The following is a 22,333-nucleotide window of genomic DNA, read 5'->3' on the forward strand; positions in this document are numbered from 1 at the left end:
CGGTCGAGTGGATGCGGGGTCGAGTTGTAAATCCTTACAAGAAATGTTTGTTATGTTGTAATGAGAGGTCTAGGCTTGCGTCATGAGCAGGGAACGCGGCGTTTATTTCGGTCCACGGCTACGGCGATTGCGCCGCGAGCTGGGGATTACGCAGGCCGAGATGGCGAGCGACCTTGCGATATCGCCGTCATATGTCGCGCTGATGGAGCGCAACACGCGCCCGGTCACCGCCGAGATGCTGCTGAGGATCGCGCGGACCTACCGGCTCGCGCTCGACGACCTAGCTCCCGACGACCGCGACGACCACCAGGCGCGGCTCGGCGCGGTGTTGCGCGATCCGATCTTCGCCGATTGCGATGTCGACCCGCTCGAGGCGACCGACGTCGTCGCCAACTTCCCCGGCATTGCCGATGCGCTGCTCAGGCTGCACGCCGCCTATCGCGCCTCGGAAAGCGTGCTGGCCGATCATCGCGCGGGCGAGGGTGGTAGCGAGGACGCGGCGACGCGCGATCCGTCGGTCGAGGCGCGCGCCTTCATCGCCGCGCACCGCAACCATTTCGCGCGACTCGACGCGGCCTGCGAAGCGCTCGCTGGGGAGATTGGCGAGGGCGGGATCGGCGCCGATAGGATCGAACGGCGGCTCGCCGAGCGGCACAACATCCGGGTCCGCGCGCTGCCCGCGAGCGTGATGATCGATTCGGCGCGGCGTTTCGATCGCCATCACGACCAGCTGCTGATCGACGATACGCTCGACGCGCCGAGCCGCGCCTTCCAGCTCGCGATCCAGCTTGCCTATCTCGAATGCGACGCGGATATCGCCGATGCGATGGCGGGGGCCGCGCTGTCGAGCGACAATGCCCGCGCGCTCGTCCGCCGCGCGCTGGCGAGCTATGCCGCCGCTGCGATCCTGATGCCCTATGGCGCGTTTGCCGAGGCCGCCGACAAGGCGCGCTATGATATCGATGTGCTCGCGCGGCGCTTCGGGACAAGCTTCGAACAGAGTGCGCACCGGCTGACGACGCTGCAACGGCCGGGCAGGGAGGGCGTGCCGTTCTTCTTCGTCCGAATCGATCCGGCGGGCAATGTGTCGAAGCGGCTCGACGGCGCGGGCTTTCCCTTTGCGCGCCACGGCGGATCGTGCCCATTATGGTCGATCCATGACGCCTTCCGCGATGCCGGGCGGATCGTGACGCAATGGCTCGAACTGCCCGACGGCCAGCGCTTCTTTTCGATCGCGCGGACGGTGACGAGCGGCGGCGGGACGTACGGTGCGCCGCGCATGACGCGCGCGATCGCCCTGTGCTGCGCGCACGACCATGCCGCGAAACTGGTCTATGCCGATGGCGAGAATGCCGAGCCGACGCCGATCGGGGTGACCTGCCGCCTGTGCCAGCGCCCCGCGTGCATCGCGCGCGCCGCGCCGCCGATCGGCCGGACGCTGCTCGCCGACGACTATCGCCGTTCGACCGCGCCGTTCACAATGTCTGAAGGATAGCGGCGGAGCCTAGAGCGCTTGCGCGGCGGCGTGCGCGCTCGCCCAGGCCCATTGGAAATTATAGCCGCCGAGCCAGCCGGTGACATCGACCGCTTCGCCGATCGCATAGAGGCCCGGCACGGTATTTCCCGCCATCGTCTGCGACGACAGGCCCGCGGTGGCGATGCCGCCGATGGTGACTTCGGCCTTGGCAAATCCCTCGCTGCCATTGGGGGTGAAACGCCAGTCGGCGAGGCGGCGCTCGGCCTCTTCGAGCTTGCGGTCGGTGATCGCGTTGAGCGGACCGTCGAGCGCGAGCCGCCCGATCAAGGCCTCGCTCAGCCGTTCGGGAAGCTGCGCCGCGACCTGCCGCTGGATCGTCATGTTGGGCGTGGCGCGCTTGGCCTCGGCCAGCCAGCCGCGCGGCGCGTCGGGGAGGAAGTCGATGCCGACCTCATCGCCGTTTCGCCAGTAGGACGAGATCTGCAGGATCGCGGGCCCCGACAAGCCGCGATGCGTGAACAGCGCCGCTTCGCGGAACTCGGTCTTGCCGCAGCGCGCGACGACGTCGGCCGAGACGCCCGACAGTTCGCGGAACAACACGTCGTCGCCGCCGAGCGTCAGCGGGACGAGCGCGGGGCGCGGCTCGACGACCTTGAGGCCGAACTGGCGCGCGAGGTCGTAGGCAAAGGCGGTCGCGCCCATCTTGGGGATCGACGGCCCGCCGGTGGCGATGACCAGCGACGGCGCGCTCGCGCTGCGATCGCCGAAGCGCACGGAGTATTGCCCATCGGCGTGATCGACCGCCTCGATCGGCTGGCCGAGCGATATCTCGACATCGCCCTTGGCGCATTCGGCGAGCAGCATGTCGAGGATCTGGCGCGAGGGGCCGTCACAGAACAATTGCCCGAGCGTCTTTTCGTGCCAGGCGATGCCGTAACTATCGACCAAAGCGATGAAATCGGCCGCGGTATAGCGTGCCAGCGCCGACTTGGCGAAATGGCGATTGGTCGAGATATAGCGATCGGGCGCGGTGTTGCGGTTGGTGAAGTTGCACCGCCCGCCGCCCGAGATGAGGATCTTCTTGCCCGGCGTGTCGGCGTGTTCGACGACGAGCACGCGCCGTCCGCGCTGTCCCGCTATCGCAGCGCAGAACAGGCCCGCGGCACCGCCGCCGAGGACGATCGCGTCATAGGTTTCGCTTCTGTCGGGCACCTAGCGCAGCTTGGCGATCGTGATCTTGTCGGCGCGCGCACGATCCTTGACCGATTCCTCGCTGCGCTTGAGCGCCTTGGCGATCGCCTTCAGCCCCATGCCCTTCTTGGCCAGCGTGTGGAGCCCGGCGATCTCGTCGCTGCGCCACGGCTGGCGGTGTCGTTCGAATTTTTCGCTCATGCCCCCTGCGATAGCGCAATTGCGCGCGGGCGCAATCACGCTAGGCTGCTCGGCCTAAGGGGAATGGCAATGATCAAGCGTGTGACGATAGCCTGGGCAGCGGCGCTGCTGGCCGCAACGAGTGCCTGTGCGGGGGCGCAGGAGACCGCGCCGGGCGCGCCGGTTTCACCCGAAATCCGCGCGCTGCACGAGCGATTGCTCGTCCTCGACAGCCATCTCGACAGCCCGATGCATTTCGGCCGCGTCGGCTGGGACATCACGCAGCGGCACAGCGAAGCAGGCGACGGCACCCAGCTCGATTTGCCGCGGATGGTCGAAGGCGGGCTCGATGGCGGGTTTTTCGTCATCTACATGCCGCAGGGCGAACTGACGCCCCAAGGCTATGCGAACAGCTTTGCCGATGCGCTGCGCCGGGCCGCCGCGATCCACCAGACCGTTGCGCGCCATGATGACGCGATGATGATTGCGACGACATCGGCCGATGCGCGCGCCGCGCAGGCGGCGGGCAAGCGCGCGGTCTTCATCTCGATGGAGAACGGCTATCCGCTTGGGCAGGACCTGTCGCGGCTCGCATTGTTTCATGGATTGGGCGTGCGGATGGCGGGGCCGGTCCACAGCCGCACCAACCAGCTCGCCGATTCGGCAACGGGTGAGGCGACCTGGGGCGGCTTCAGCCCGCTGGGCAGGCAATGGCTCGCCGAGATGAACCGGCTCGGCATGATCGTCGACGGGTCGCATTCGTCCGACGCGACCTTCGACCAGATGATCGCATGGTCGAAGGCGCCGATCGTCCTGTCGCATTCGGGCAGCAAGACGATCTTCGATCACAAGCGCAACATCGATGACGCGCGGATGAAGACGCTCGCCGAGCACGGCGGGGTGATATTGGTCAATTCGGTGTTCCTCGGCCCGGTCAATTTCGGCGGCGAGTTCGGCGACGTGCTCGACGCAATGGATCATGTCGAGGATTTGGCACCGGCCGACCAGGCGGCGCTGATTGCGCGGCGCACTGCGCTGATGGAAGCCAAGCCGCCGATCACCGACAGCTTCGACGATTTCATGCGCGCCTTGCTCCACTGTATCGATGTCGCAGGGGTCGATCATGTCGGCATCGGGGCCGACTGGGACGGCGGCGGCGGCGTCGCGGGGATGAAGGACGTGTCGCAACTGCCGCGCATCACCGCCGCGCTCAAGGCGGCAGGCTATGGCGACGATGACATCGCCAAGATCTGGGGCGGCAACCTGATGCGCGTGCTCGACGCGGTTGAGCAGACGGCGGAGTCCTCAAAATAGGACGAAGAGGGTTAGCGCGCGTTGGTTACGCGCTCGTCGCTCGACACATGCCCCTTGAGGCTCGCCGCGTCGAAATAGACTGGCTTGGTCTTGTGCTCGACGAACAGCTTCGCCTGGTCGGTGTAATAGGGGCTGTCGGGCCGCGTCGTGGCCTGGCCGAACGGCTGGATCGAGCGCGACCGGACCTTGCCGTCCCTGGTCCATTCGACCGCCATGATGAAGCTGTCGCCGTGATAGACCGAATAGCGGCCGTCAGGATCGACATTCCATAGCGTTGCGGCGCGCAGCGTGTCGGAGCCGCCGTCGAGCGGCAGGTCGATGGTAGGCGTGCCCTTCATCGCGCCCTCTTCGGGTCCCTGGCGCAGGCGCAGGACGGTGCCGAGCGGGGGGGCGAGCGTGCCGAAGGTTTTCGCGAGGTGATCGGCGGCGGCGGTCAGCTCCTCGCGCGCGTCGGGCGGTGTCTCGCGGTTATAGGACTTGCGCATCGCCGGGCGCAGCACGGTCAGCGCGAGCGCGTCGCCGCGCCCCTTGCCGTCGAGCTTCCAGTCCCATTGCGATAGCAACCTCTGTGCATCGGCAAGGCGCTTGTTCCCCTTGGGATCGAGCGCGAGCAGCGTCTTCATCCAGTCGCCGGCATAGCTCGCGCGGCTGTAGCCGGTATCGTATTTGATCCGCCACAGGACGGGCCAGGTGATCGGGCCGTCGACGCTCTCGAACAGGTCGATCGCGCGGCGGATACGGTTGGTCATGTCGAGCTCGATGCCCATCAGGGGCGAAAAGGCCTTGGGGTCGAGCTCGTCGCCGGGTCCCGCCGCGACAAACGGCGTGTTGTTCGAATTGACGAGATAGCCCGAGCCGGGATTGATGTTCTTGGGGTAGGCCGAATAGGGCAGATAATCGTGCCAGATGTCGCGCGACGTGTCGCCCGGCAGGACGTGGCGCCAGTCGTATCCGGCGACGCGCGCAGGGAACATCGCGTTATAGATATGCGCGATATTGCCCGCCGCATCGGCGTAGATGAAATTGGTCGCGGGCACGCCCTGGATCGCCATCGCTTGCTGCCACTCGGCGAAATTCTTGGCCTTGTTGATGCGGTAATATTGCGTCAGCTGGGTCAGCGTATCGATGCCGGCATAGCGGATGGCGAAAAAGCCCTTGTCGTTTTCGATCACCGGTCCGTGGATCGACCGTAGCACCGTCTTGGGCACGGGCAGGACGAACGGGCCGAAGCGGACGTGGAGCCAGACGCGTTTTTTCTCGAGCGGCAGCCATTTCCCATCCATCCGGTACTGTGTCGCGTCGTCGTTCATGACCAGCTTGTAGACGTCGATCAGGTCGGGGCGATTGACCGTGTTGGTCCAGCCGAGCGTCTTGTTGTGGCCGAGAAAGGGGTAGGGCGAGCCGGGGAAGGTCGCGCCGGCGAAATCCCAGCCCTGCTGGCTGTGGACGACGAGTTCGTACCAGGCGACGCCGCCGCGCCACGGCTGGTGCGAATTGCTGATCAGCTTGGTCTTTCCTTCGGGGTCGCGCGACGGGCCGACGGCAAAGGCGTTCGACCCCGCCATGTCGGCATCGGGCCCGGTCGGCGAGCTGTTGGGCGCGGGGAGGGCGGGACCGCCTTCCTGCGGCAGCGGTTCGCCCGCGACGAGCTTGCCGATGACGCTGTCGAGCCCGAAGAAGAAGGGCGAGCGCAGGGCGAAGCCGGCGGCGATATCGCGACCGTTGACGGGGAAGAGCCTGGCGAGGCGGATCCCGTCGGGATGGCGGTCGGCGTAGAGGTTCATCCCGCGCGCATAGCCGTCGAGCAGCGCGCGGACGTCGGCGGGCAGTTCGTCGTAATGGCGCGCGACGGTGCCGTCGGTGTCGAGCAGTTTGGCAGCAAAGTCGGTCTTTGCGCCTTCGGCTCCGCTGATCGCGCCGAGCCGCGAGCGCGTCATCGCGACGACGTCCTGCAGCGTCGAAAAATCATCCTCGCTGTGCGCATAGGCAATGCCGAACGACACATCGGCGTCGGTTTTCCCGAAAATATGCGGGACGCCGTGATCGTCGCGGACGATGCGGACGTCGTGCGTCATCGGTGCGGGCGCGGCGCGCGTTTCAACCGATAATGGTTCCCAGATCGCAAGCCCGATGGCGATCAGCGCGAGGACGATCAGCAGGCCGATCAGGCCGGTGAGCCAGCGGCTGCGGCGGCGCGGGGACTGGGTCGGCGAATCGGCGATTGCGGTCATAGAGAATCCAGACTGTTGGCGCCGTGGCGCACGGTTTCGCGGTGGGTATTGGCGACCACAAGGCTGCGGTCGCGGATCGTGTCCATGAAGACGAAGTCGCTGTCGATGCGGTCGCGGCCGATGGCGACGGTGACATAGCCGCGGCGCGTGGTTTCGGCCCATTTGAGCGCGGGATTGACGCGGTGCAGCGCGGCGACGCGCGTTTCTTCGGTCGAATTGGGCAGGTTCGCCTCGAACCCGGGCGAAGTTACGCTGTGACCGCCGATCTCGACCCCGGCGGGCGTGTCCTGGTGCGCGAGGTCGAACGCCCAGGCGTTGTGGCTGTCGCCCGCCAGCGTGACGAAATTGGCATTGGCGTCGAGCGCGGCGGTGAGCAGGCGTTCGCGCGCTGCCGGATAGCCGTCCCAGCTGTCGAAATTGAACGGCAGGCCTACCTTGGCGGCGGCGAGCCCGATCGCGACGCGCGATTTCAGGTAATCGGGGGCGTCGGGGGCGATCCACTGGCCGGTCTCGGGCGGCGAGACGATGTTGCCCATCAGCACCTGTTGCGGGACGATCTGCCAGCGTGTGCCCGCAGCGACCGAGGCTTTGAGCCGTTCGGCGATCCACGCTTCCTGCGGAGCGCCCATCATCGAGCGCGCGGGGTCGGACCAGATCGCGTCGCGGAAATGGACGAGCTTGGCGCCGATGTCGCCGCCGCCTGCCAGCGCTGCGCCGAGGTCGGGCTGCGCGTCGCGCCCGGTGATGCGCGTTTCGGGCATCGTCAGCGTGGCCAGGTCGCCGATGCGATATTCCTTCGCGCCGACGTCGGAGACGGGCATCCATTCGGCGTATGCGCGCGCCGCCGCCGCCTTGCGCAGCGCCCAGTCGCCCTCGTTGGCGGGATCGTGATTCTCGGCGCCGCCCTTCCACGCATCGTTGGCGAACTCATGATCGTCGGGCTGGGCGATCATCGGCGCCATCTGGTGGAGCGCCTGGAGATCGCGATCGGCGCGGTAGCTGGCGTAGCGCAGGCGATAATCGGCGAGGATGATCGCCTCGCTGTTCGGCTGGATGACGCGCCCGGGTAAGGCCTCGGCGAGCGAAGGATAGGTGCCGACGCGATATTCGTAGAAATAGTCGCCGACGTGGAGGACGAGGTCGATATCGTCGCGCGCGGCGGCGTGGGCATAGGCGTTGAACCAGCCGAACGGCAGGTTGGCGCACGAGAACAGTGCGAGGCGGAAATCGCTGACCCGGTCGTCGGGAAGCGTACGTGTGCGCCCGGTCGGCGAGGCGGTGCCGTCGGGCGCGACGAAGCGGTAAAAATACCAGTGATCGGGCGTAAGGCCGGTGACGACGAGCTTTGCCGTGTGGTCGGCATCGCCGCGCGCATCGACCGAACCGCCGCCGGCGACGCGCGCGAAGTCGGCGGTTTCGGAAAGCTCGGCGGTCAGGCGCGTATCGCCGCTGGCGACATAGCGCGTCCATAACAGGACCGAGTTCGGCGATGGCTCGCCGCTGGCGACGCCGTGGGTGAAGCCGCGCGCGAAGAACGCCGCGTTGGCCGCGCCGGGCAGGGCGAGCGCGGCGAGCCCGAAGGTGCCGAGCTGGAGCAGCAGGCGCCGGTCGATATCGCGCATCAGGCGACGAGGCCGGCGGTCACGAGGAGGAGGACGAACAGCGTGAGCGCGATGAGCGAAAACACGACCAAGAACGTCGCGCGGATCAGCGCGTTGATGCGCGACAGGCGATAGGCGCCCTTGAGCTGGCGGTACATGTGAAACGGCGGATAGAGGGAGCCGACCGCGACGATCCACCCGGTCGGCGTCCCGAGCATCAGCGCCACCATCAGTGTGACGAGCAGCAGCATCATGAAGGCGATCGAATAGGTCGTGAAGATCATGTGGTCGTAGATGTGCCGCTGGCGCATCCGCCGACCGATCATGATGATCCACACGAACGGCACCGACAGCGGGATCAGCGCCCAGCCGAATTTATACGCGTTGGTCTTGATCTTGTAGAACACCAGTGTCGGATTCTCGCGGGCCTTTTCGACGCCGTGGACGACCTTGCGGCCGAGCCAGCTGCCCTCGAGAGACTTGAGTTCGTCGGCCGAGGCATTGACGACCGGGCGTTGTGACAGCGGCGCATCGTCGAGCGCCTTGCGGTAATCGCTGTCAGCGTTGCGCATGAAATCGGCATAGTCATCCTCGCGCGATGCGCCGGTCGGCCCGACGCCCTTGCCGGTCAGCGTGCGATAGCCGGTCATCAGCGCCTGCTGCGACTGTTCGGCTTCGGCAAGACTCCTGCGCGCCTTGGCCAGCTTGTCAGCATCGAGCGTCCCCGATGCGATCTTCGCCTGCTGCGTTTCGATCTCTGCGTTGAGCGTCTGCACCTCCTCGGCCATCTTGGTCGTGACGCTGGGGCCGGCATTGCCGAGGTCGGGGTCGCCGCCGGCGAAGCTGGCGACGCCGAACAGCAGGAACACCGCGAACAGGAACAATGCCATCGGCGAGACGAAGCGCGCGCGCTCGCCGTGGATATAGCGGCGGGTAAGTTCGCCCGGCCGCCACGCGAGCAGCGGCAGAGTGCGCCACGTCTTGCCCTCGAAGTGCAAGACGCCGTGGAGCAGGTCGTGGAAGAAAGCCGCTACCGAACGATGGATATGCGCCGACTGGCCGCAGCTCGCGCAATAGTCGCCGGTCAGCACCGCGCCGCAATTGAGGCACAGGCCGTGCTCGATATCGGCATCGGGCGAATGGCGCGCGCTTGCGCGGCGTCCGGCGCGCGACACCGCGCTGGCCGCCAGCCCGCCCGTCACGATATCGCCAATGCCGTCGATGTCCCCCGTCATGGGCATACTCCTAACAAGGCTGTCAGCAATCGCATAGGGGCTTTGCGTCGGTCCGCTGCGCTTGCTAGTCGGCGGCTGTGAACGCATCGGCGCATTTCGTGAATCCCGGCCCATGAGCCGCATCGGCCTGCTCGGCGGATCGTTCAATCCCGCGCATGGCGGGCACCGCGCGATCAGCCTGTTCGCGCGCCGCGCGCTCGCCCTCGACGAGGTCTGGTGGCTGGTCTCGCCGGGCAATCCGTTAAAGCCCAAGGCGGGTATGGCACCGCTCGCCGCGCGCATGGCATCGGCGATCGAACAGGCGCGCCGCGCGCCGATCAGGCCGACCGCGATCGAGCGCGAGCTGGGCACGCGCTATACCGTCGATACGTTGCAAGCGATTGGTGCGCGGTATCACCAAGACGATTTCATCTGGCTGATGGGGGCAGACAACCTGGCGCAGTTCGACCAGTGGAAGGACTGGCGCGACATCGCGCATATCATGCCGATTGCGGTTATCGCCCGACCCGGCTATGATGACGACGCTATGGCGAGCCCCGCCATGGCCTGGCTGGATCGCTTCGTCCACGAACCCGCCACCGCCAAAGACTGGACCGACTGGAGACCGCCCGCGCTCGTGCTGCTGCGCTTTCGACCCGATCCGCGCTCGGCCACGCTGCTCAGGCAGTCCGATCCCCATTGGCATCTCCGTTACGCGGGCCGCGCACTGCGCGATCCCGTGACGCATGCCGTCATCAACCCCGAGGAACCGTTTTGAGCCCTACGACCCCCGCCGCGCCGACTGCGAAAGCCCCGGCCAAAGATCGCGCCGCTGCCGCCCGCGCTGCCTCCGACGCCGCGGTTGCAGAGCTGCACGCGCTCGTCCTCGCCAGCCTCGACGACGACCAGGCGATCGAGCTCGTGACGATCCCGCTCGCCGGCAAATCGAGCATCGCCGACCATATGGTGATCGCGTCGGGCCGTTCGACGCGCCACGTCGCGGCAATGGCCAACAAGCTCGCCGAGCGGATCAAGCGCGAGGGCAAGCGCAACGTTCGCATCGAAGGCCTGCCGACCGCCGACTGGGTGCTGGTCGATGCCGACGATGTCATCATCCACCTGTTCCGTCCCGAGGTGCGCAGCTTCTACAATCTCGAGCGCATGTGGCAGGTCGAGGACGCGCCCGCCGAATCGACGCATTAGGCGCGCGCCAGCGCCGCCCCTGCACCCATGCTGCTCCACATCATCGCGCGCGGAAAGATCGGCCGCGGTCCCGAGGCCGAACTGGTCGATCGCTATGCCAAGCGCCTGGCGTGGCCGCACAAGATCACCGAACTGCCCGACACCGGCGGCAAGCTACCCGCTCCCGTTACGCCGGGTGTCACCGTCCTGCTCGACGAAAAAGGCGAGCAGCTATCGTCGATGACGCTCGCGCGGCGGCTTGAACGCTGGCGCGACGACGGCATGCGCGAAGCGCGCTTCCTGATCGGTGCCGCCGACGGCTTTGACGAGGCGCAACGCAGCGAGGCCGACCTGCTGATCTCGTTCGGTCGCGCGACCTGGCCGCACCTGATGGCGCGCGCGATGCTCGCCGAGCAATTGTGGCGGGCGACGAGCATCCTTGCTAACCATCCCTATCACCGGGAGGGATAATGGCACGCAGGGGCAGTTGGATCGCGATTGTCGCAATGGCTGCGTTGGCGCTCGCCGTGCCCGCCATGTCGTACGCCCCGACCCCCGCAAAACCTGTCACGGCTTCGCCGGATCCTGTCCTCGCCGCCGAACGCACCGCGCTTGCCCGCGCCCGGTCGCAGGCGCTCGAGGCGAAGCGGCGCAGCAGCGTGCTCGAACAGCGCGCCGCCGCCGCGAGCACCGCGGCCGATCGCGCCCGGACGCAAGCCGCCGCGATCGCCGCGCGGATCCAGGCGGCCGAGGCCGATATCGGCGCGGGCGAGGCTGAACTTTCGCTGATTCGCCGGCGGCTCGGGCTGCAGCAGGCGCGCCTCGCCGAGCGGCAACTGCCCGTCATCCGCCTGACCGCCGCGCTGCAATCGCTCGCGCGCAAACCCGCGGTCGCGCTGCTCGCGCAGCCCGGATCGATGACCGACATGGTCCATATCCGCAGCGTCCTCAAAGCGGTGCTGCCTGAAATCGAGCGGCGTACCGCCGACCTGCGGCGCGAGCTCGAACGGATGCGGGCGCTCGACCGCGAGGCCAAGCGCGCGGTCGCCTCGCTCCAGGCGGGGCGCGAACGGCTGACGCAGCAGCGCACGCAGCTGTCGCGGCTCGAGGCCGAGCGGCGGCTGACCTCGCGGCGGCTGTCGCGCGGCGCGGGGATCGAATCGGATCGTGCGATTGCGCTCGGCGAGGACGCGCGCGACATCACCCAGTTGCTCGGCTCGCTCGAGGACGCTGCCGATCGCCGCGCCGTGCTCGCCGAACTGCCCGGCCCGATCGCCCGGCCGCGCGACCCGACGCAACCGGTTGCGGTGCGAACTCCGCCGCCTGCCGTCGCGCGCAGCACGGGGCGACCCGCCTATCGCCTGCCGGTGGTCGGCGACATCGTCATCGGCCTGGGCGAGCCGACGCCGAGCGGGGTGCGCTCGCGCGGGCTGACGATCGAGGCGCAGCCGGGCGCCCAGGCGGTCGCGCCGGCCGACGGACGGATCGCCTTTGCCGGGCCCTATCGCGGCTATGGATCGATCCTGATCATCGAACATGACGGCGGCTGGACCAGCCTGATCACCAATCTTGTTGGGGTCAGCGTCGCGGTCGGCGACCGTGTCCGCCAGGGCGATCCGGTCGGCCGCGCCGGGCCGGGATCGCCGCGGATCACGGTCGAACTGCGCCGCGCGGGCAAGCCGATCGACATCGTCGCGCTGCTCGGTTGACGTCTGATCGGCGGACGCCCGGCACGTTCAGCAGCGCTTCAACCCGAGCGGCGCATGCCAGGCGTGTGAAATGCGGGCTTTGCAAGCCTCGCCGAGCGCGCTTAAAGTGTTCGGGAATTTGAACGGGCCACAGGCCCGCTACGGAAAGACATTTATGGTCACCGATTTGCCGCGCACCAAACCATCGAAGTGGAAGGCGTTGCGCCCGCTGCTGGCGCTTTCGGCGATCGCCCTCGTGCCCGTTGCGACGAGCGCGATGGCGGCGGTCGATTCGCGCACGCAGGACGACCTGGCGCGTTTCATGAACGTGTTCATGACGGTCCGTGCCAATTATGTCGAACCGGTCGATGACGGCAAGCTGATCGAAGGCGCGATCAACGGCATGCTCGCCAGCCTCGATCCGCATTCGAGCTATCTCGATATCCACGACTTCGATAACCTGAAGCTGCAGACCGACGGCGAATATGGCGGCCTCGGCTTGACCGTCACGATGGAAGACGGCGCGGTCAAGGTGATCACCCCGACGCAGGGTACGCCCGCCGATCGCGCCGGGATCAAGGCCGGCGACTATATCACCAAGGTCGACGACCAGCTGATCTATGGCATGACGATCGACGAGGCGGTCGACCTGATGCGCGGCAAGCCGGGCACGCCGATCAGTGTCACGATCGTGCGGCCGGGCCGCGACAAGCCGATCGAATTGAAGCTGGTCCGCGAGATCATCGACCTGAAGCCGGTCAAGTGGACGGTCGAGGGCGATGTCGGCGTCATCACGATCATCGGATTTTCGACCGATACCGGCAAGGACGTCCGCGCGGCGATCAGCGGCATTACCAAGCAACTGGGCCATGCACCGACCGGTTACGTGCTCGATCTTCGCTCGAACCCGGGCGGGTTGCTCGACGAGGCGATTTCGGTCAGCGACGTGTTCCTCAATTCGGGCGAGATCGTCTCGCAACGCGGCCGCCGCGCGAGCGACATCGAACGCTATTATGCGCGCAGCGGCGACCAGGCCAACGGCCTGCCGCTGGTCGTGCTGGTCGATGCCGGATCGGCCTCGGCCGCCGAAATCGTCGCCGGTGCATTGCAGGACCAGCATCGCGCACTGGTCATGGGCGAACGCAGCTTCGGCAAGGGATCGGTCCAGACCGTCCTGCCGCTGACCGCCGACACCGCGCTCAAACTGACCACCGCGCGCTATTACACGCCGTCGGGCCGGTCGGTGCAGGAAGGCGGCATCGCCCCCGACATCCGCGTGCCGCAGCTGAGCGATCCCGATTACAAGTCGCGCCCGCGCTTTCGCGAAGCTGATCTGCGGCGCCACCTGATCAATGAAAAATCGGTCAAGGAGGACGTGCTCGAGGACGACGTGAAGGACGATCCGCGCTTCTCGGCAACCGCCGAAGAGCTCAAGGCCAAGGGCATCGAGGATTTCCAGATGCACTATGCGCTCGAGACGGTGGCGCGCACCGCACGCGCGGGCAAGCTCGCGACGGCGCAGGGCAAACGGTGATCACGGCATGATACACCGCACATCCGCCGGTCTGCCGCACCGCCTGCAGGCCGCGCTCGTCGCGCTCGCGGTCCCTAGCGCATTGTGGGGCGGGGCGCTGATCAGCCAGTTCGTCTTCGGCCTGGTGCCGTGCGAGATGTGCTATTGGCAGCGCTGGCCGCACGAGGTCGCGATCGTCCTCGCGCTGTTCTCGCTGCCCTTCCTCGCCAACCGCGCGGGTCCCGTGTTCATTTTCCTGTCCGCCTGCGCGATCGCGGTCAGCGGCGCGATCGGGGTCTTCCACGCCGGGGTCGAATATGGCTGGTGGCAAGGCCTGACGAGCTGCACCGCGACGGGCGGGTTCGACATGATGTCGGCCGATGTCACACCGATCATCCGATGCGACGTGGCGCAGTGGCGGATGTTCGGCATTTCGCTTGCCGGGTTCAACGCGATCTTCTCGTTCGCCGGGGCGGCGCTGGTGCTGTGGCTGCTGCGCGGCAAGGGCCGTTCGCGATGACCGCAGCGAGCCGGATTCCGCCAAGCCGCCGCGCGATCGAGGCGATGATCCGCGTTGACCAGGCGGGCGAATACGGCGCCAAGCATATCTATGCCGGGCAACTCGCGGTGATGGGCGACCGATCGCCCGCAGCGCGCCAGATCGCCGGCATGGCCGCACAGGAAGACCGCCACCTCGCCTGGTTCGATCGCGAAATGACGCGGCGCGGGGTTCGCCCGACTTTGCTCCAGCCGTTCTGGCGTGCCGCCGGCCATGCGCTCGGCGCGGTGACCGCTGCGATGGGCCCAGAGGCAGCGATGGCGTGCACCGTCGCGGTCGAGACCGAGATCGACCGCCATTATGGCGAGCAGCTCGACACGCTCGGCGACCGCGAACCCGAGCTTGCTGCGGCGGTCGCCGAATTCCGCGCCGAGGAACAGGAACACCACGATACTGCGCTCGCCGCAGGGGCGGAAAATGCGCACGGCTATCCGTTGCTCGCCGGTGCGATCCGCGCCGGTTGCCGGCTGGCGATCGGCCTGTCGAAACGCATCTGAACGCTACCGGTCGTCGTGGCGGAACCCGATGCCCGCCGCGACGGTTCATTGACCGTCAATCCATTTGCCCGCAAGGTATCGCCATGAAAGCTTTCCACGCCCCGTCGCTCGCCCTTGCTGCCATTCTCGTTCTCGGAGCTGCGGCTCCGGCGAGCGCGCAGGAAACCGGCACCGAAACGATCCGCCAGGAAACCGTCTATGGCGACGATGCCTGTTCGCAGCCGTCACGTGACGACGAGATTATCGTCTGCGTGAAGCTCAACGAGGCCGAACGCTTCCGCATTCCCGAGATCCTGCGCAGCGACCCCAATGCGCCGGTCAACCAGGCCTGGGCGACCAAGATCGAGAGCATCAGCCGGATCAGCAAGTTCGGCACCGACAGCTGTTCGCCGAGCGGGCTGGGCGGCTTTACCGGCTGCACCCAGCAGCTGATCGATACCGCGATGGCGGCACGTCGCCAGGATTCGAAGGTCGACTGGTCGGCGGCGATCGCGGCCGAGCGGCAGAAGCGGATCGACGCGATCGACGCAAATGCCCGCGAAGCCGAACAGGCGTACCAGCAGCAGCTTGCGACACAGGACGAGCGCGATGCCGAGATGGCCGCTGCGCGCGCCCGGCTCGAAGCAGAAGAACGCGGCGAGACCGTCGCGCCGCTGCCGCCCACCGACGGCTCGCTGGCCGTCCCGCCGGGGGCCGAGGACAGCCCGCAAAAGCCGAATTAGGCTTTAACCGCTCAGGACGCCTTGGCGGGCGTTGCCTGTTGCGCCGCGATCCACTCGTCGATCTGGCGTTCGAGGACCGACAGCGGCACCGCGCCCTGGCCGAGCACCGCGTCGTGGAAGGCGCGCAGGTCGAAGCGCGTTCCCAGTGATTTTTCAGCCCGCTTGCGCAGTTCGCGGATCTTGAGCTCACCCAGTTTGTACGCCAGCGCCTGGCCCGGCCAGCTGATGTAGCGATTGACCTCGGCGTCGATATTGGCGTCGCTCAGCGCGGTATTGTCCTTCATGTAGGCAACCGCGCGCTCCTTGCTCCAGCCTTTGGAATGGATCCCGGTATCGACCACCAGGCGGCACGCGCGCCACATCTCGTACGACAGCCGTCCCATGTCCTTGGCGGGCGTATCGTAGATGCCCATTTCGATACCGAGATGCTCCGAATACAGCCCCCAGCCTTCGACGAAGGCGGTGAAGAACGCCCCGTATTTGCGGAAATCGGGCAGGTCGAGCTCCTGGTTGAGCGCGATCTGGTTGTGATGGCCGGGAACCGCTTCGTGCGCGGTCAGCGCGGGCAGTTCGTAGAGCGGACGCTGGTCGAGCTTCGAGGTGTTGACGTAATAATTGCCCGCCACGCCGATCTCGGGTGAGCCGGGGCTGTAATAGGCGGTCGTCGTGCCTTCGGCGATCTCGGCGGGGATTTCCTTCACGCCATAGGGCAGGCGCGGCAGCCGCCCGAAATATTGCGGCATCAGCCCGTCGTGCTTCTTGGCTTCGAGCGCGGCGGCGGCCATCAGCTCGCCGGGCGTCTTGGCATAATATTTGGGGTCGGTGCGCAGTTCGGTGATGAACGCCTCGCGCGACGCATAGCCTGCCTTTTTCGCGACCGTGTCCATTTCGGCGCGGATCCGGGCGACTTCGCCCAGGCCAATCGTGTGGATCTGGTCGGCGGTGAGATCGGTCGTCGTCATCTGGCGGATCTGGAAATCATAATAGGCCGCGCCGCCCGGCTGCGCCGAGATGCCGACCGCCTTGGCGCAATGCGGCAGGTACGTGTCGCGGAACCAGGCGGCGTGCTTGGCATAAGCGGGGTTGATCTTGTCGGTGATGATCGCGCGCGCCTCGGCCTGCATTGCGCTCCACTGGGCGTCGGTCATGTCGATCGGGCGCGGCTTGGTGAAGGGGGCGTAATACCGGCTCTTGGTCGGGTCCTGCTGGATCACCCCGGTGATCGACCCCTCGCTGTTGCCGAGTACCGCGCATGGCAGGACAAAACCGTCGGCGATGGCGCGATCGCTGACCTTCAGCGCGGCGTCGTTATAGGCAGGATATTCGGCCATCCGCGTCAGGTAGCTGCGATAATCGGCCTGATTCTTGAACGGCAAATTGTCGGACATGCCGGCGAAATTCTGGTGCCAGCCCGAGTAGGTCGTGAACAGCATCTCGCGCTGGCCGAAGCGGTTGGCATCGACGGTGGCTTCAAGCTGCCACTTGAGGATCAGCGCGTTGGTCCGGTCGGTGGCGCTCAGCCGGTCGAGCGGGATCGCGTTGAGCCGGATGAGGAACCTGGCCGCCTGCGCCGCCTGCGCGTCCATTGCGGCAAGGCTGGGATCACCGATCTGGTCGTCATAGTCGCGCACGCCGAGCGAGGTGGCAAAGGTCGGGCTCTGCGACAGGTTATAGCGCCATGCGTCGTCGATCAGCGTGGCGAGCGCGGCGGCCGGATCGGTCGCGGCAGCGTCGGTCGATGCCGGCTGCGCGGTGGCGAGCGATGGATGCACCGCGGTCGCGAGCAGCATTGCAATCAACAGGGGTCTGGCAGCCATATTCTGTCTCCGGAGGGGTCGGTTATCGCGACGCGCGCGCTTGGATCGGGCGAGCTTAGCGAAAGCTCGACCGCTGGCAAGCCAAGCGCGAGCAGACGCGCTGCCGAGGCGCGCGCAAAAGCTGGAAAACCCGGGAATTCGACGAGACGAACGCGCTTTCGGCTGAAATGATCGCATTATCCCCGTGCAGCCGTTGACGCGTGCTCGCGATTCCTGCGACATGCACCCATCGGGCGAGGGTCAATGGCAACACGTTTCACATCGCGCCAAAGCGCGTTTCCGCCGGGCGACCAGCCCGATGCGCGCGCGCTGTCGCGCCGGATGACCTGGCATGTCGCCGCCGCGCTGATTGTCTATGCCGGATTGCAACTGTGGCTCGTCATCGGAGCGGTATCGGGCGGCGCGACGCGCTTGCTGCCCTATGTCGCGGTCGGCCTGATCCTCGTCGCGGTGGTGCCGCTTGCGCGCAAGATCGAACAGCGCTGGGCGCGCCTTGCCCAGACCGCGCTGCCGTCGCGCCAGCTGAGCCGGAACTATCGCCTCGAGGCGCTGCGCCTGTGGGTTGCCGCGATCGTCCTCCCGTTCATATGGGTCGGCGCGTTCGTCGGGGCCAGCGCGGCGGCGCGCGTCATTTCCTGATTTCGCTGCAAAGCGGCGAGTCGGCGCTTTGACGCGCTCGCGCGGCGCGGCTAGGGCGGCGCGATGCTGACCCTAGACCAGGCGATCGATCGCACCACCGACATTACCACCGCAGCCCGCAAGGCAGGCGCCGATGCGGCCGACGCGCTCTATTACTGCGACGCATCGACCTCGGTCGACGTGCGTCTCGGCGTGCTCGAGGACGTCCAGCGCGCCGAGGGCGAGCAAATCGGCCTGCGCGTTTTCGTCGGCCAGCGCTCGGCCAGCGTGTCGACCTCCGACTTCGAGCCCGAACGGCTGACCGCGCTCGTCGCGCGCGCCGTCGCGATGGCGCGCGAGGCGCCCGAGGATCGCTTCGCCGGCCTTGCCCCCGAGGACCGGTTGCTCGACGGCGACGCTCCCGACCTCGACCTCGACGACCACAGCGATGTCGACCCCGCAGCGCTACGCGCCAGCGCGCTGGCCTGCGAAGACGCCGCGCGCGCGGTCGACGGCGTGACCAATTCCGAAGGCGGCAGCGCGAGCCACAACCGCGTCCGCCTCGCGCTCGCGACCAGCCACGGTTTCGCCCGCGCCTATGGCCAGTCGAGCCACGCGATCTCGGCGAGCGTGCTCGCGGGCAGCGGCAGCAACATGCAGCGTGATTACGACTGGCACAGCGCGCGCTACCTTGCCGATCTCGACACGCCCGAAGCGATCGGTCGCAGCGCGGGCGAGCGCGCGGTCGCGCGGATGTCGCCGGGCGAATTGCCAAGCAAGGCGATGCCCGTCGTGTTCGATCCGCGCGTCGGCGGCAGCCTGATCGGCCATCTGATCGGTGCGATTTCGGGGTCGGCGATTACGCGCAAGACGAGTTTCCTGCTCGACGCGGCGGGCCGCCAGGTATTCGCGCGCGGGATCAGCATCATCGAAGAACCGCACCGGCTGCGCGGACTCGCCTCGCGCCCGTTCGACGGCGAGGGACTGCCGACGCAGCGCACAGCAATCGTTGACGACGGCGTGCTTGCCGGCTGGTTGCTCGACAGCGCTTCGGCGCGCCAGCTCGACCTTGCTCCGACCGGCCATGCCTCGCGCGGGACGCACGGCTCGCCCGGCGTCTCGACCGGCAATCTTCACATCGCCCCCGGCGAGGTATCGCGCGCCGCGCTGATCGCCGACATCAAGGACGGCGTGCTCGTCACCGAGCTGATCGGGCACGGCGTCAACGGCGTCACCGGCGACTATAGCCGCGGCGCGTCGGGCTTTCGCATCGTCGACGGCGAAATCGCCGGGCCGGTCGCCGAATTCACCATCGCGGGCAACCTCAAGGACATGTACGCGAGCCTGGTCGCCGCCGATGACCTCGTCTTCCGCTATGGCACCAATGTGCCGAGCCTGCGCTGCGACGCGATGACCGTGGCCGGTGCCTGATCGCGTCCCGCCCGCGCTGACCCCGGCCGCCATGATCGATGCGGTCGAGGCGGCCGCGCGCAGCGTCGGCGACATGGCGATGCGCCGCTTCAAGGGCGAGGGCGGCGCCTACAAGGTGTGGGACAAGAGCCCGGGCAACCCGGTCAGCGATATCGACCTGGCCGCCGACCTTGCGCTGCGCGATCATCTCGCCCGGCTCGACCCCGAGGCCGGCTGGCTGTCGGAGGAAACTGCCGACGAACCCTCGCGGCTCGGCCGGCGACGGATCTGGTGCGTTGACCCGATCGACGGGACGCGCGATTTCGTCCGCGGCCGAACCGGCTGGGCGGTATCGATTGCGCTGGTCGAGGATGGCGCGCCGGTGATCGGCGTTCTTTATGCCCCCGCCCGCGAAGAAATGTGGTGCGCGGCAACGGGCGAGGGCGCGACCTGCAACGGGGTCCGCCTGACCGCTGCCGATTGCCAGGTGCTCGCCGGCGCACGCGTGCCCGCCGACCAGCTCGCACGCGAAGATGCCGACCTTGAGATGATCGCCAAGCCCAACTCGATCGCGCTGCGTATCGCGATGGTCGCGGCGGGCGCCGCCGATCTCGTCGCGACGCTGCGCTGGGGCCATGAATGGGATGTCGCCGCCGCCGCGCTGATCGCCAGCGAGGCCGGCGCGAACGTCACCGACGCGTTCGGCGGTGCACTGAGCTTCAACAAGCGCGACCCGCGCGCGTTCGGCGTGCTCGCCTCGGCACCGGGCATTCATGGCCATGCGGTCGAGCGGCTCGCCGAGCGCGCCGCGCGGATTGCTCCGCAAGGCTGAATGCGCCACGGATTGCGGGGGATACGCCCTCCGGACCGCTTGACATGACAGGCGACTCGCCTTAGTTGAACCCTATTCCGAACCACGGAGCCGATCGGCGGTGCAATTCTTGCGCCCGCCGTATTTGTGCATTCCGGGCAGGGCGATCACTCGTTTTTCCCGAAAATGCGTATGACCGACACTGTGACGTACGGATATTAACGCTTTGAGATGGGACCCCACGCCAGCGGTCCCGTGGAGCCGGGAGAAAACGAACATGGCACGTATTGCGGGCGTCAACCTGCCCACCAACAAGCGCGTGATCATCGCGCTTACCTATATCCATGGAATCGGTCGCACCACCGCGGTCAAGATCGCCGACAAGCTCGGCATCGACCACGCGCGCCGCATCCAGGACCTGAGCGACGCCGAAGTCCTGCAGATCCGCGAGACGATCGACGCCGAGCACACCGTTGAGGGCGATCTTCGTCGCGACACCGCGATGAACATCAAGCGCCTGATGGATCTGGCCTGCTATCGCGGCCTGCGTCATCGCAAGGGCCTTCCCGTTCGCGGCCAGCGCACGCACACCAATGCGCGCACCCGCAAGGGCAAGGCGAAGCCGATCGCGGGCAAGAAGAAGTAATCAGTCCTCGGGACTCGACTATTCTTCTCCGCCGGAGGCAACCAATCCTCCGTCACAGCATTAAAGATATTCAGGCAGGAATTCACACATGGCACGCGAACCACAGCGCATCCGTCGCCGCGAGCGCAAGAACATCTCGTCGGGCGTCGCGCACGTCAATGCGAGCTTCAACAACACGATGATCACCATCACCGATGCCCAGGGCAACACGATCAGCTGGTCGTCCGCTGGCACGATGGGTTTCAAGGGGTCGCGCAAATCGACGCCTTATGCGGCGCAGGTTTGCGCCGAAGACGCGGGCAAGAAGGCCGCCGAGCACGGCGTCCGGACGCTCGAAGTCGAGGTCAAGGGTCCCGGTTCGGGTCGCGAAAGCGCGCTGCGCGCGTTGCAGGCGGTGGGTTTCACCATCACCTCGATCCGCGACGTCACGCCGATCCCGCATAACGGCGTACGCCCTTCCAAGCGTCGTCGCGTCTGACCGCAGAATTTCTCGCCGGGACCGCTCCGTCCCGGCGCCGGTTTCGTTTTTCGGCCGGACGCATTTGACCCGAGGCGAGCAGGGTCAGCAGCGTTCCCGCCCAACACATTAGGGGAAGTCCATGACTGTCAACATCAAGAACTGGCAGGAATTGAAGAAGCCCAACAGCCTCGAGATCAAGACTGGCGGCGACAAGAAACGCAAGGCGACGTTCGTTGCCGAGCCGCTCGAGCGTGGCTTCGGTCTGACCATCGGCAACGCGCTGCGTCGCGTTCTGCTGTCGTCGCTTCAGGGTGCCGCGATCACCTCGATCAAGATCGAGAACGTCCTGCACGAATTCTCGTCGCTGGCCGGCGTGCGCGAAGATGTCACCGACATCGTCCTCAACATCAAGCAGGTTGCTCTGCGCATGGAAGGCGAAGGCCCCAAGCGGCTGCAGCTTTCGGCAACGGGTCCTGCCGAGGTCAAGGCGGGCGACATTTCGGTCACCGGCGATATCGAGATCATGAACAAGGATCTCGTCATCTGTCACCTCGATGAGGGCGCGACGCTCAACATGGAGCTGACCTGCGACATTGGTTCGGGCTATGTGCCCGCCACCGCCAACCGCCCGGCCGACGCGCCGATCGGCCTGATCCCGGTCGATTCGCTCTATTCGCCGGTTCGCCAGGTTGCCTACAAGGTCGAGAACGCCCGCGTCGGGCAGGAGCTCGATTTCGACAAGCTCAACCTGACGGTCGAGACCGACGGCACCGTGACGCCTGAAGACGCCGTGGCCTATGCCGCGCGCATCCTGCAGGACCAGTTGCAGGTCTTCGTCCACTTCGAGGAAGCGCTGTCGCAGAGCTCGCCGATGATCGGCATGGCCGCACCCGGCCAGTCGACCGAGGAAGCCGACACCAACCAGCTCAACCGTTACCTGCTCAAGAAGGTCGACGAGCTCGAGCTGTCGGTTCGTTCGGCCAACTGCCTCAAGAACGACAACATCATCTACATCGGCGACCTCGTTCAGAAGACCGAAGCCGAGATGCTGCGCACGCCGAACTTCGGCCGCAAGTCGCTCAACGAGATCAAGGAAGTCCTTTCGTCGATGGGCCTGCGCCTCGGCATGGACATCCCCGGCTGGCCGCCCGAGAACATCGAGGAAATGGCCAAGAAGCTCGAGCAAGAGCTGCTCGGCTGAA

At 66.8% G+C, this 22,333-nt stretch carries 22 protein-coding genes; 16 read left to right on the top strand and 6 right to left on the bottom strand.

From position 1 onward, the window contains the following. The first annotated feature begins 82 nt into the window (after positions 1-82). Entirely contained in the window at positions 83-1,495 is a 1,413-nt protein-coding gene (locus tag FSZ31_RS12210; RefSeq protein ID WP_147123696.1) for a helix-turn-helix domain-containing protein, read from the top strand. 9 nt (positions 1,496-1,504) lie between these two features. Here FSZ31_RS12210 and FSZ31_RS12215 read toward each other — a convergent pair whose 3' ends face one another. Together FSZ31_RS12215 and FSZ31_RS12220 are read right to left on the bottom strand one after the other, a co-directional pair. Beyond that, the gene (locus FSZ31_RS12215; protein ID WP_147123697.1) at positions 1,505-2,689 is read right to left on the bottom strand and encodes a BaiN/RdsA family NAD(P)/FAD-dependent oxidoreductase; all 1,185 of its coding nucleotides are present in this window, start codon (positions 2,687-2,689) and stop codon (positions 1,505-1,507) included. Continuing rightward, the gene (locus FSZ31_RS12220) at positions 2,690-2,869 is read right to left on the bottom strand and encodes a hypothetical protein (RefSeq protein WP_147123698.1); all 180 of its coding nucleotides are present in this window, start codon (positions 2,867-2,869) and stop codon (positions 2,690-2,692) included. Between the two features lie 69 nt (positions 2,870-2,938). On the opposite strand from FSZ31_RS12220, the gene FSZ31_RS12225 reads away from it, so the two are divergent. Next, positions 2,939-4,162, top strand: a complete 1,224-nt coding sequence (locus FSZ31_RS12225) for a dipeptidase (RefSeq protein WP_147123699.1) — start codon at positions 2,939-2,941, stop codon at positions 4,160-4,162. An 11-nt stretch (positions 4,163-4,173) separates the two neighbouring features. On the opposite strand, the gene FSZ31_RS12230 is transcribed toward FSZ31_RS12225, so the two are convergent. Genes FSZ31_RS12230 through FSZ31_RS12240 form a run of 3 tightly spaced genes read right to left on the bottom strand, consistent with a single transcriptional unit; the run spans position 4,174 to position 9,229 of the window. Then, entirely contained in the window at positions 4,174-6,393 is a 2,220-nt protein-coding gene (locus FSZ31_RS12230) for an acylase (protein WP_201739184.1), read from the bottom strand. Further along, positions 6,390-8,015, bottom strand: coding sequence for an alkaline phosphatase D family protein (locus FSZ31_RS12235; RefSeq protein ID WP_236643814.1), 1,626 nt, complete (start codon positions 8,013-8,015; stop codon positions 6,390-6,392). The genes FSZ31_RS12230 and FSZ31_RS12235 overlap by 4 nt, the downstream gene beginning before the upstream one ends. Next, on the bottom strand, positions 8,015-9,229 hold the full coding sequence (locus tag FSZ31_RS12240; RefSeq protein WP_147123700.1) for a DUF3667 domain-containing protein: 1,215 nt from the start codon (positions 9,227-9,229) through the stop codon (positions 8,015-8,017). Before FSZ31_RS12240 ends, FSZ31_RS12235 begins: the two co-directional genes overlap by 1 nt. Positions 9,230-9,341: 112 nt before the next feature. Here FSZ31_RS12240 and FSZ31_RS12245 point away from each other — a divergent pair, with 112 nt between their 5' ends. The 8 genes from FSZ31_RS12245 to FSZ31_RS12280 all read left to right on the top strand — a co-directional run bounded on the left by FSZ31_RS12245 (position 9,342) and on the right by FSZ31_RS12280 (position 15,369). Next, positions 9,342-9,986, top strand: a complete 645-nt coding sequence (locus FSZ31_RS12245; RefSeq protein WP_147123701.1) for a nicotinate-nucleotide adenylyltransferase — start codon at positions 9,342-9,344, stop codon at positions 9,984-9,986. 92 nt (positions 9,987-10,078) lie between these two features. Then, on the top strand, positions 10,079-10,411 hold the full coding sequence (rsfS, locus tag FSZ31_RS12250) for a ribosome silencing factor (protein WP_236643825.1): 333 nt from the start codon (positions 10,079-10,081) through the stop codon (positions 10,409-10,411). A 27-nt stretch (positions 10,412-10,438) separates the two neighbouring features. Further along, positions 10,439-10,861, top strand: coding sequence for a 23S rRNA (pseudouridine(1915)-N(3))-methyltransferase RlmH (locus FSZ31_RS12255; protein ID WP_147123703.1), 423 nt, complete (start codon positions 10,439-10,441; stop codon positions 10,859-10,861). A gap of 35 nt (positions 10,862-10,896) precedes the next feature. Next, positions 10,897-12,099: a murein hydrolase activator EnvC family protein gene (locus tag FSZ31_RS12260; RefSeq protein ID WP_236643815.1), complete on the top strand. Its 1,203-nt coding sequence runs from the start codon at positions 10,897-10,899 to the stop codon at positions 12,097-12,099. A 154-nt stretch (positions 12,100-12,253) separates the two neighbouring features. After that, positions 12,254-13,612, top strand: coding sequence for a S41 family peptidase (locus FSZ31_RS12265; RefSeq protein WP_147123705.1), 1,359 nt, complete (start codon positions 12,254-12,256; stop codon positions 13,610-13,612). 7 nt (positions 13,613-13,619) lie between these two features. Continuing rightward, positions 13,620-14,111 carry a disulfide bond formation protein B gene (locus FSZ31_RS12270; RefSeq protein WP_147123706.1) on the top strand — a complete coding sequence of 164 codons (492 nt, stop codon included), beginning with the start codon at positions 13,620-13,622 and terminating at the stop codon, positions 14,109-14,111. Continuing rightward, positions 14,108-14,647 (top strand): demethoxyubiquinone hydroxylase family protein, encoded by a 540-nt coding sequence (locus tag FSZ31_RS12275; RefSeq protein WP_236643816.1) that lies wholly within the window; start codon positions 14,108-14,110, stop codon positions 14,645-14,647. The genes FSZ31_RS12270 and FSZ31_RS12275 overlap by 4 nt, the downstream gene beginning before the upstream one ends. An 83-nt stretch (positions 14,648-14,730) precedes the next feature. After that, positions 14,731-15,369, top strand: coding sequence for a hypothetical protein (locus FSZ31_RS12280; protein WP_201739185.1), 639 nt, complete (start codon positions 14,731-14,733; stop codon positions 15,367-15,369). Between the two features lie 11 nt (positions 15,370-15,380). Here FSZ31_RS12280 and FSZ31_RS12285 read toward each other — a convergent pair whose 3' ends face one another. Continuing rightward, the gene (locus FSZ31_RS12285) at positions 15,381-17,186 is read right to left on the bottom strand and encodes a DUF885 domain-containing protein (protein WP_147123707.1); all 1,806 of its coding nucleotides are present in this window, start codon (positions 17,184-17,186) and stop codon (positions 15,381-15,383) included. 243 nt (positions 17,187-17,429) lie between these two features. On the opposite strand from FSZ31_RS12285, the gene FSZ31_RS12290 reads away from it, so the two are divergent. The 6 genes from FSZ31_RS12290 to FSZ31_RS12315 all read left to right on the top strand — a co-directional run bounded on the left by FSZ31_RS12290 (position 17,430) and on the right by FSZ31_RS12315 (position 22,332). Then, positions 17,430-17,825: a hypothetical protein gene (locus FSZ31_RS12290; protein WP_147123708.1), complete on the top strand. Its 396-nt coding sequence runs from the start codon at positions 17,430-17,432 to the stop codon at positions 17,823-17,825. Positions 17,826-17,888: 63 nt separating this feature from the next. Then, entirely contained in the window at positions 17,889-19,235 is a 1,347-nt protein-coding gene (locus tag FSZ31_RS12295; protein ID WP_147123709.1) for a TldD/PmbA family protein, read from the top strand. A 31-nt stretch (positions 19,236-19,266) separates the two neighbouring features. Continuing rightward, entirely contained in the window at positions 19,267-20,046 is a 780-nt protein-coding gene (locus FSZ31_RS12300; RefSeq protein ID WP_147123792.1) for a 3'(2'),5'-bisphosphate nucleotidase CysQ, read from the top strand. Positions 20,047-20,302: 256 nt separating this feature from the next. Continuing rightward, positions 20,303-20,671 carry a 30S ribosomal protein S13 gene (rpsM, locus tag FSZ31_RS12305; protein ID WP_147123710.1) on the top strand — a complete coding sequence of 123 codons (369 nt, stop codon included), beginning with the start codon at positions 20,303-20,305 and terminating at the stop codon, positions 20,669-20,671. A gap of 88 nt (positions 20,672-20,759) precedes the next feature. Continuing rightward, positions 20,760-21,149 (top strand): 30S ribosomal protein S11, encoded by a 390-nt coding sequence (gene rpsK, locus FSZ31_RS12310; protein ID WP_147123711.1) that lies wholly within the window; start codon positions 20,760-20,762, stop codon positions 21,147-21,149. Positions 21,150-21,270: 121 nt separating this feature from the next. Continuing rightward, positions 21,271-22,332 carry a DNA-directed RNA polymerase subunit alpha gene (locus FSZ31_RS12315; RefSeq protein ID WP_147123712.1) on the top strand — a complete coding sequence of 354 codons (1,062 nt, stop codon included), beginning with the start codon at positions 21,271-21,273 and terminating at the stop codon, positions 22,330-22,332. The last annotated feature ends 1 nt before the right edge of the window (position 22,333 follow it).

Origin of the sequence: Flavisphingopyxis soli, from assembly GCF_007995095.1 — a bacterium.
Lineage (GTDB): Bacteria > Pseudomonadota > Alphaproteobacteria > Sphingomonadales > Sphingomonadaceae > Flavisphingopyxis > Flavisphingopyxis soli.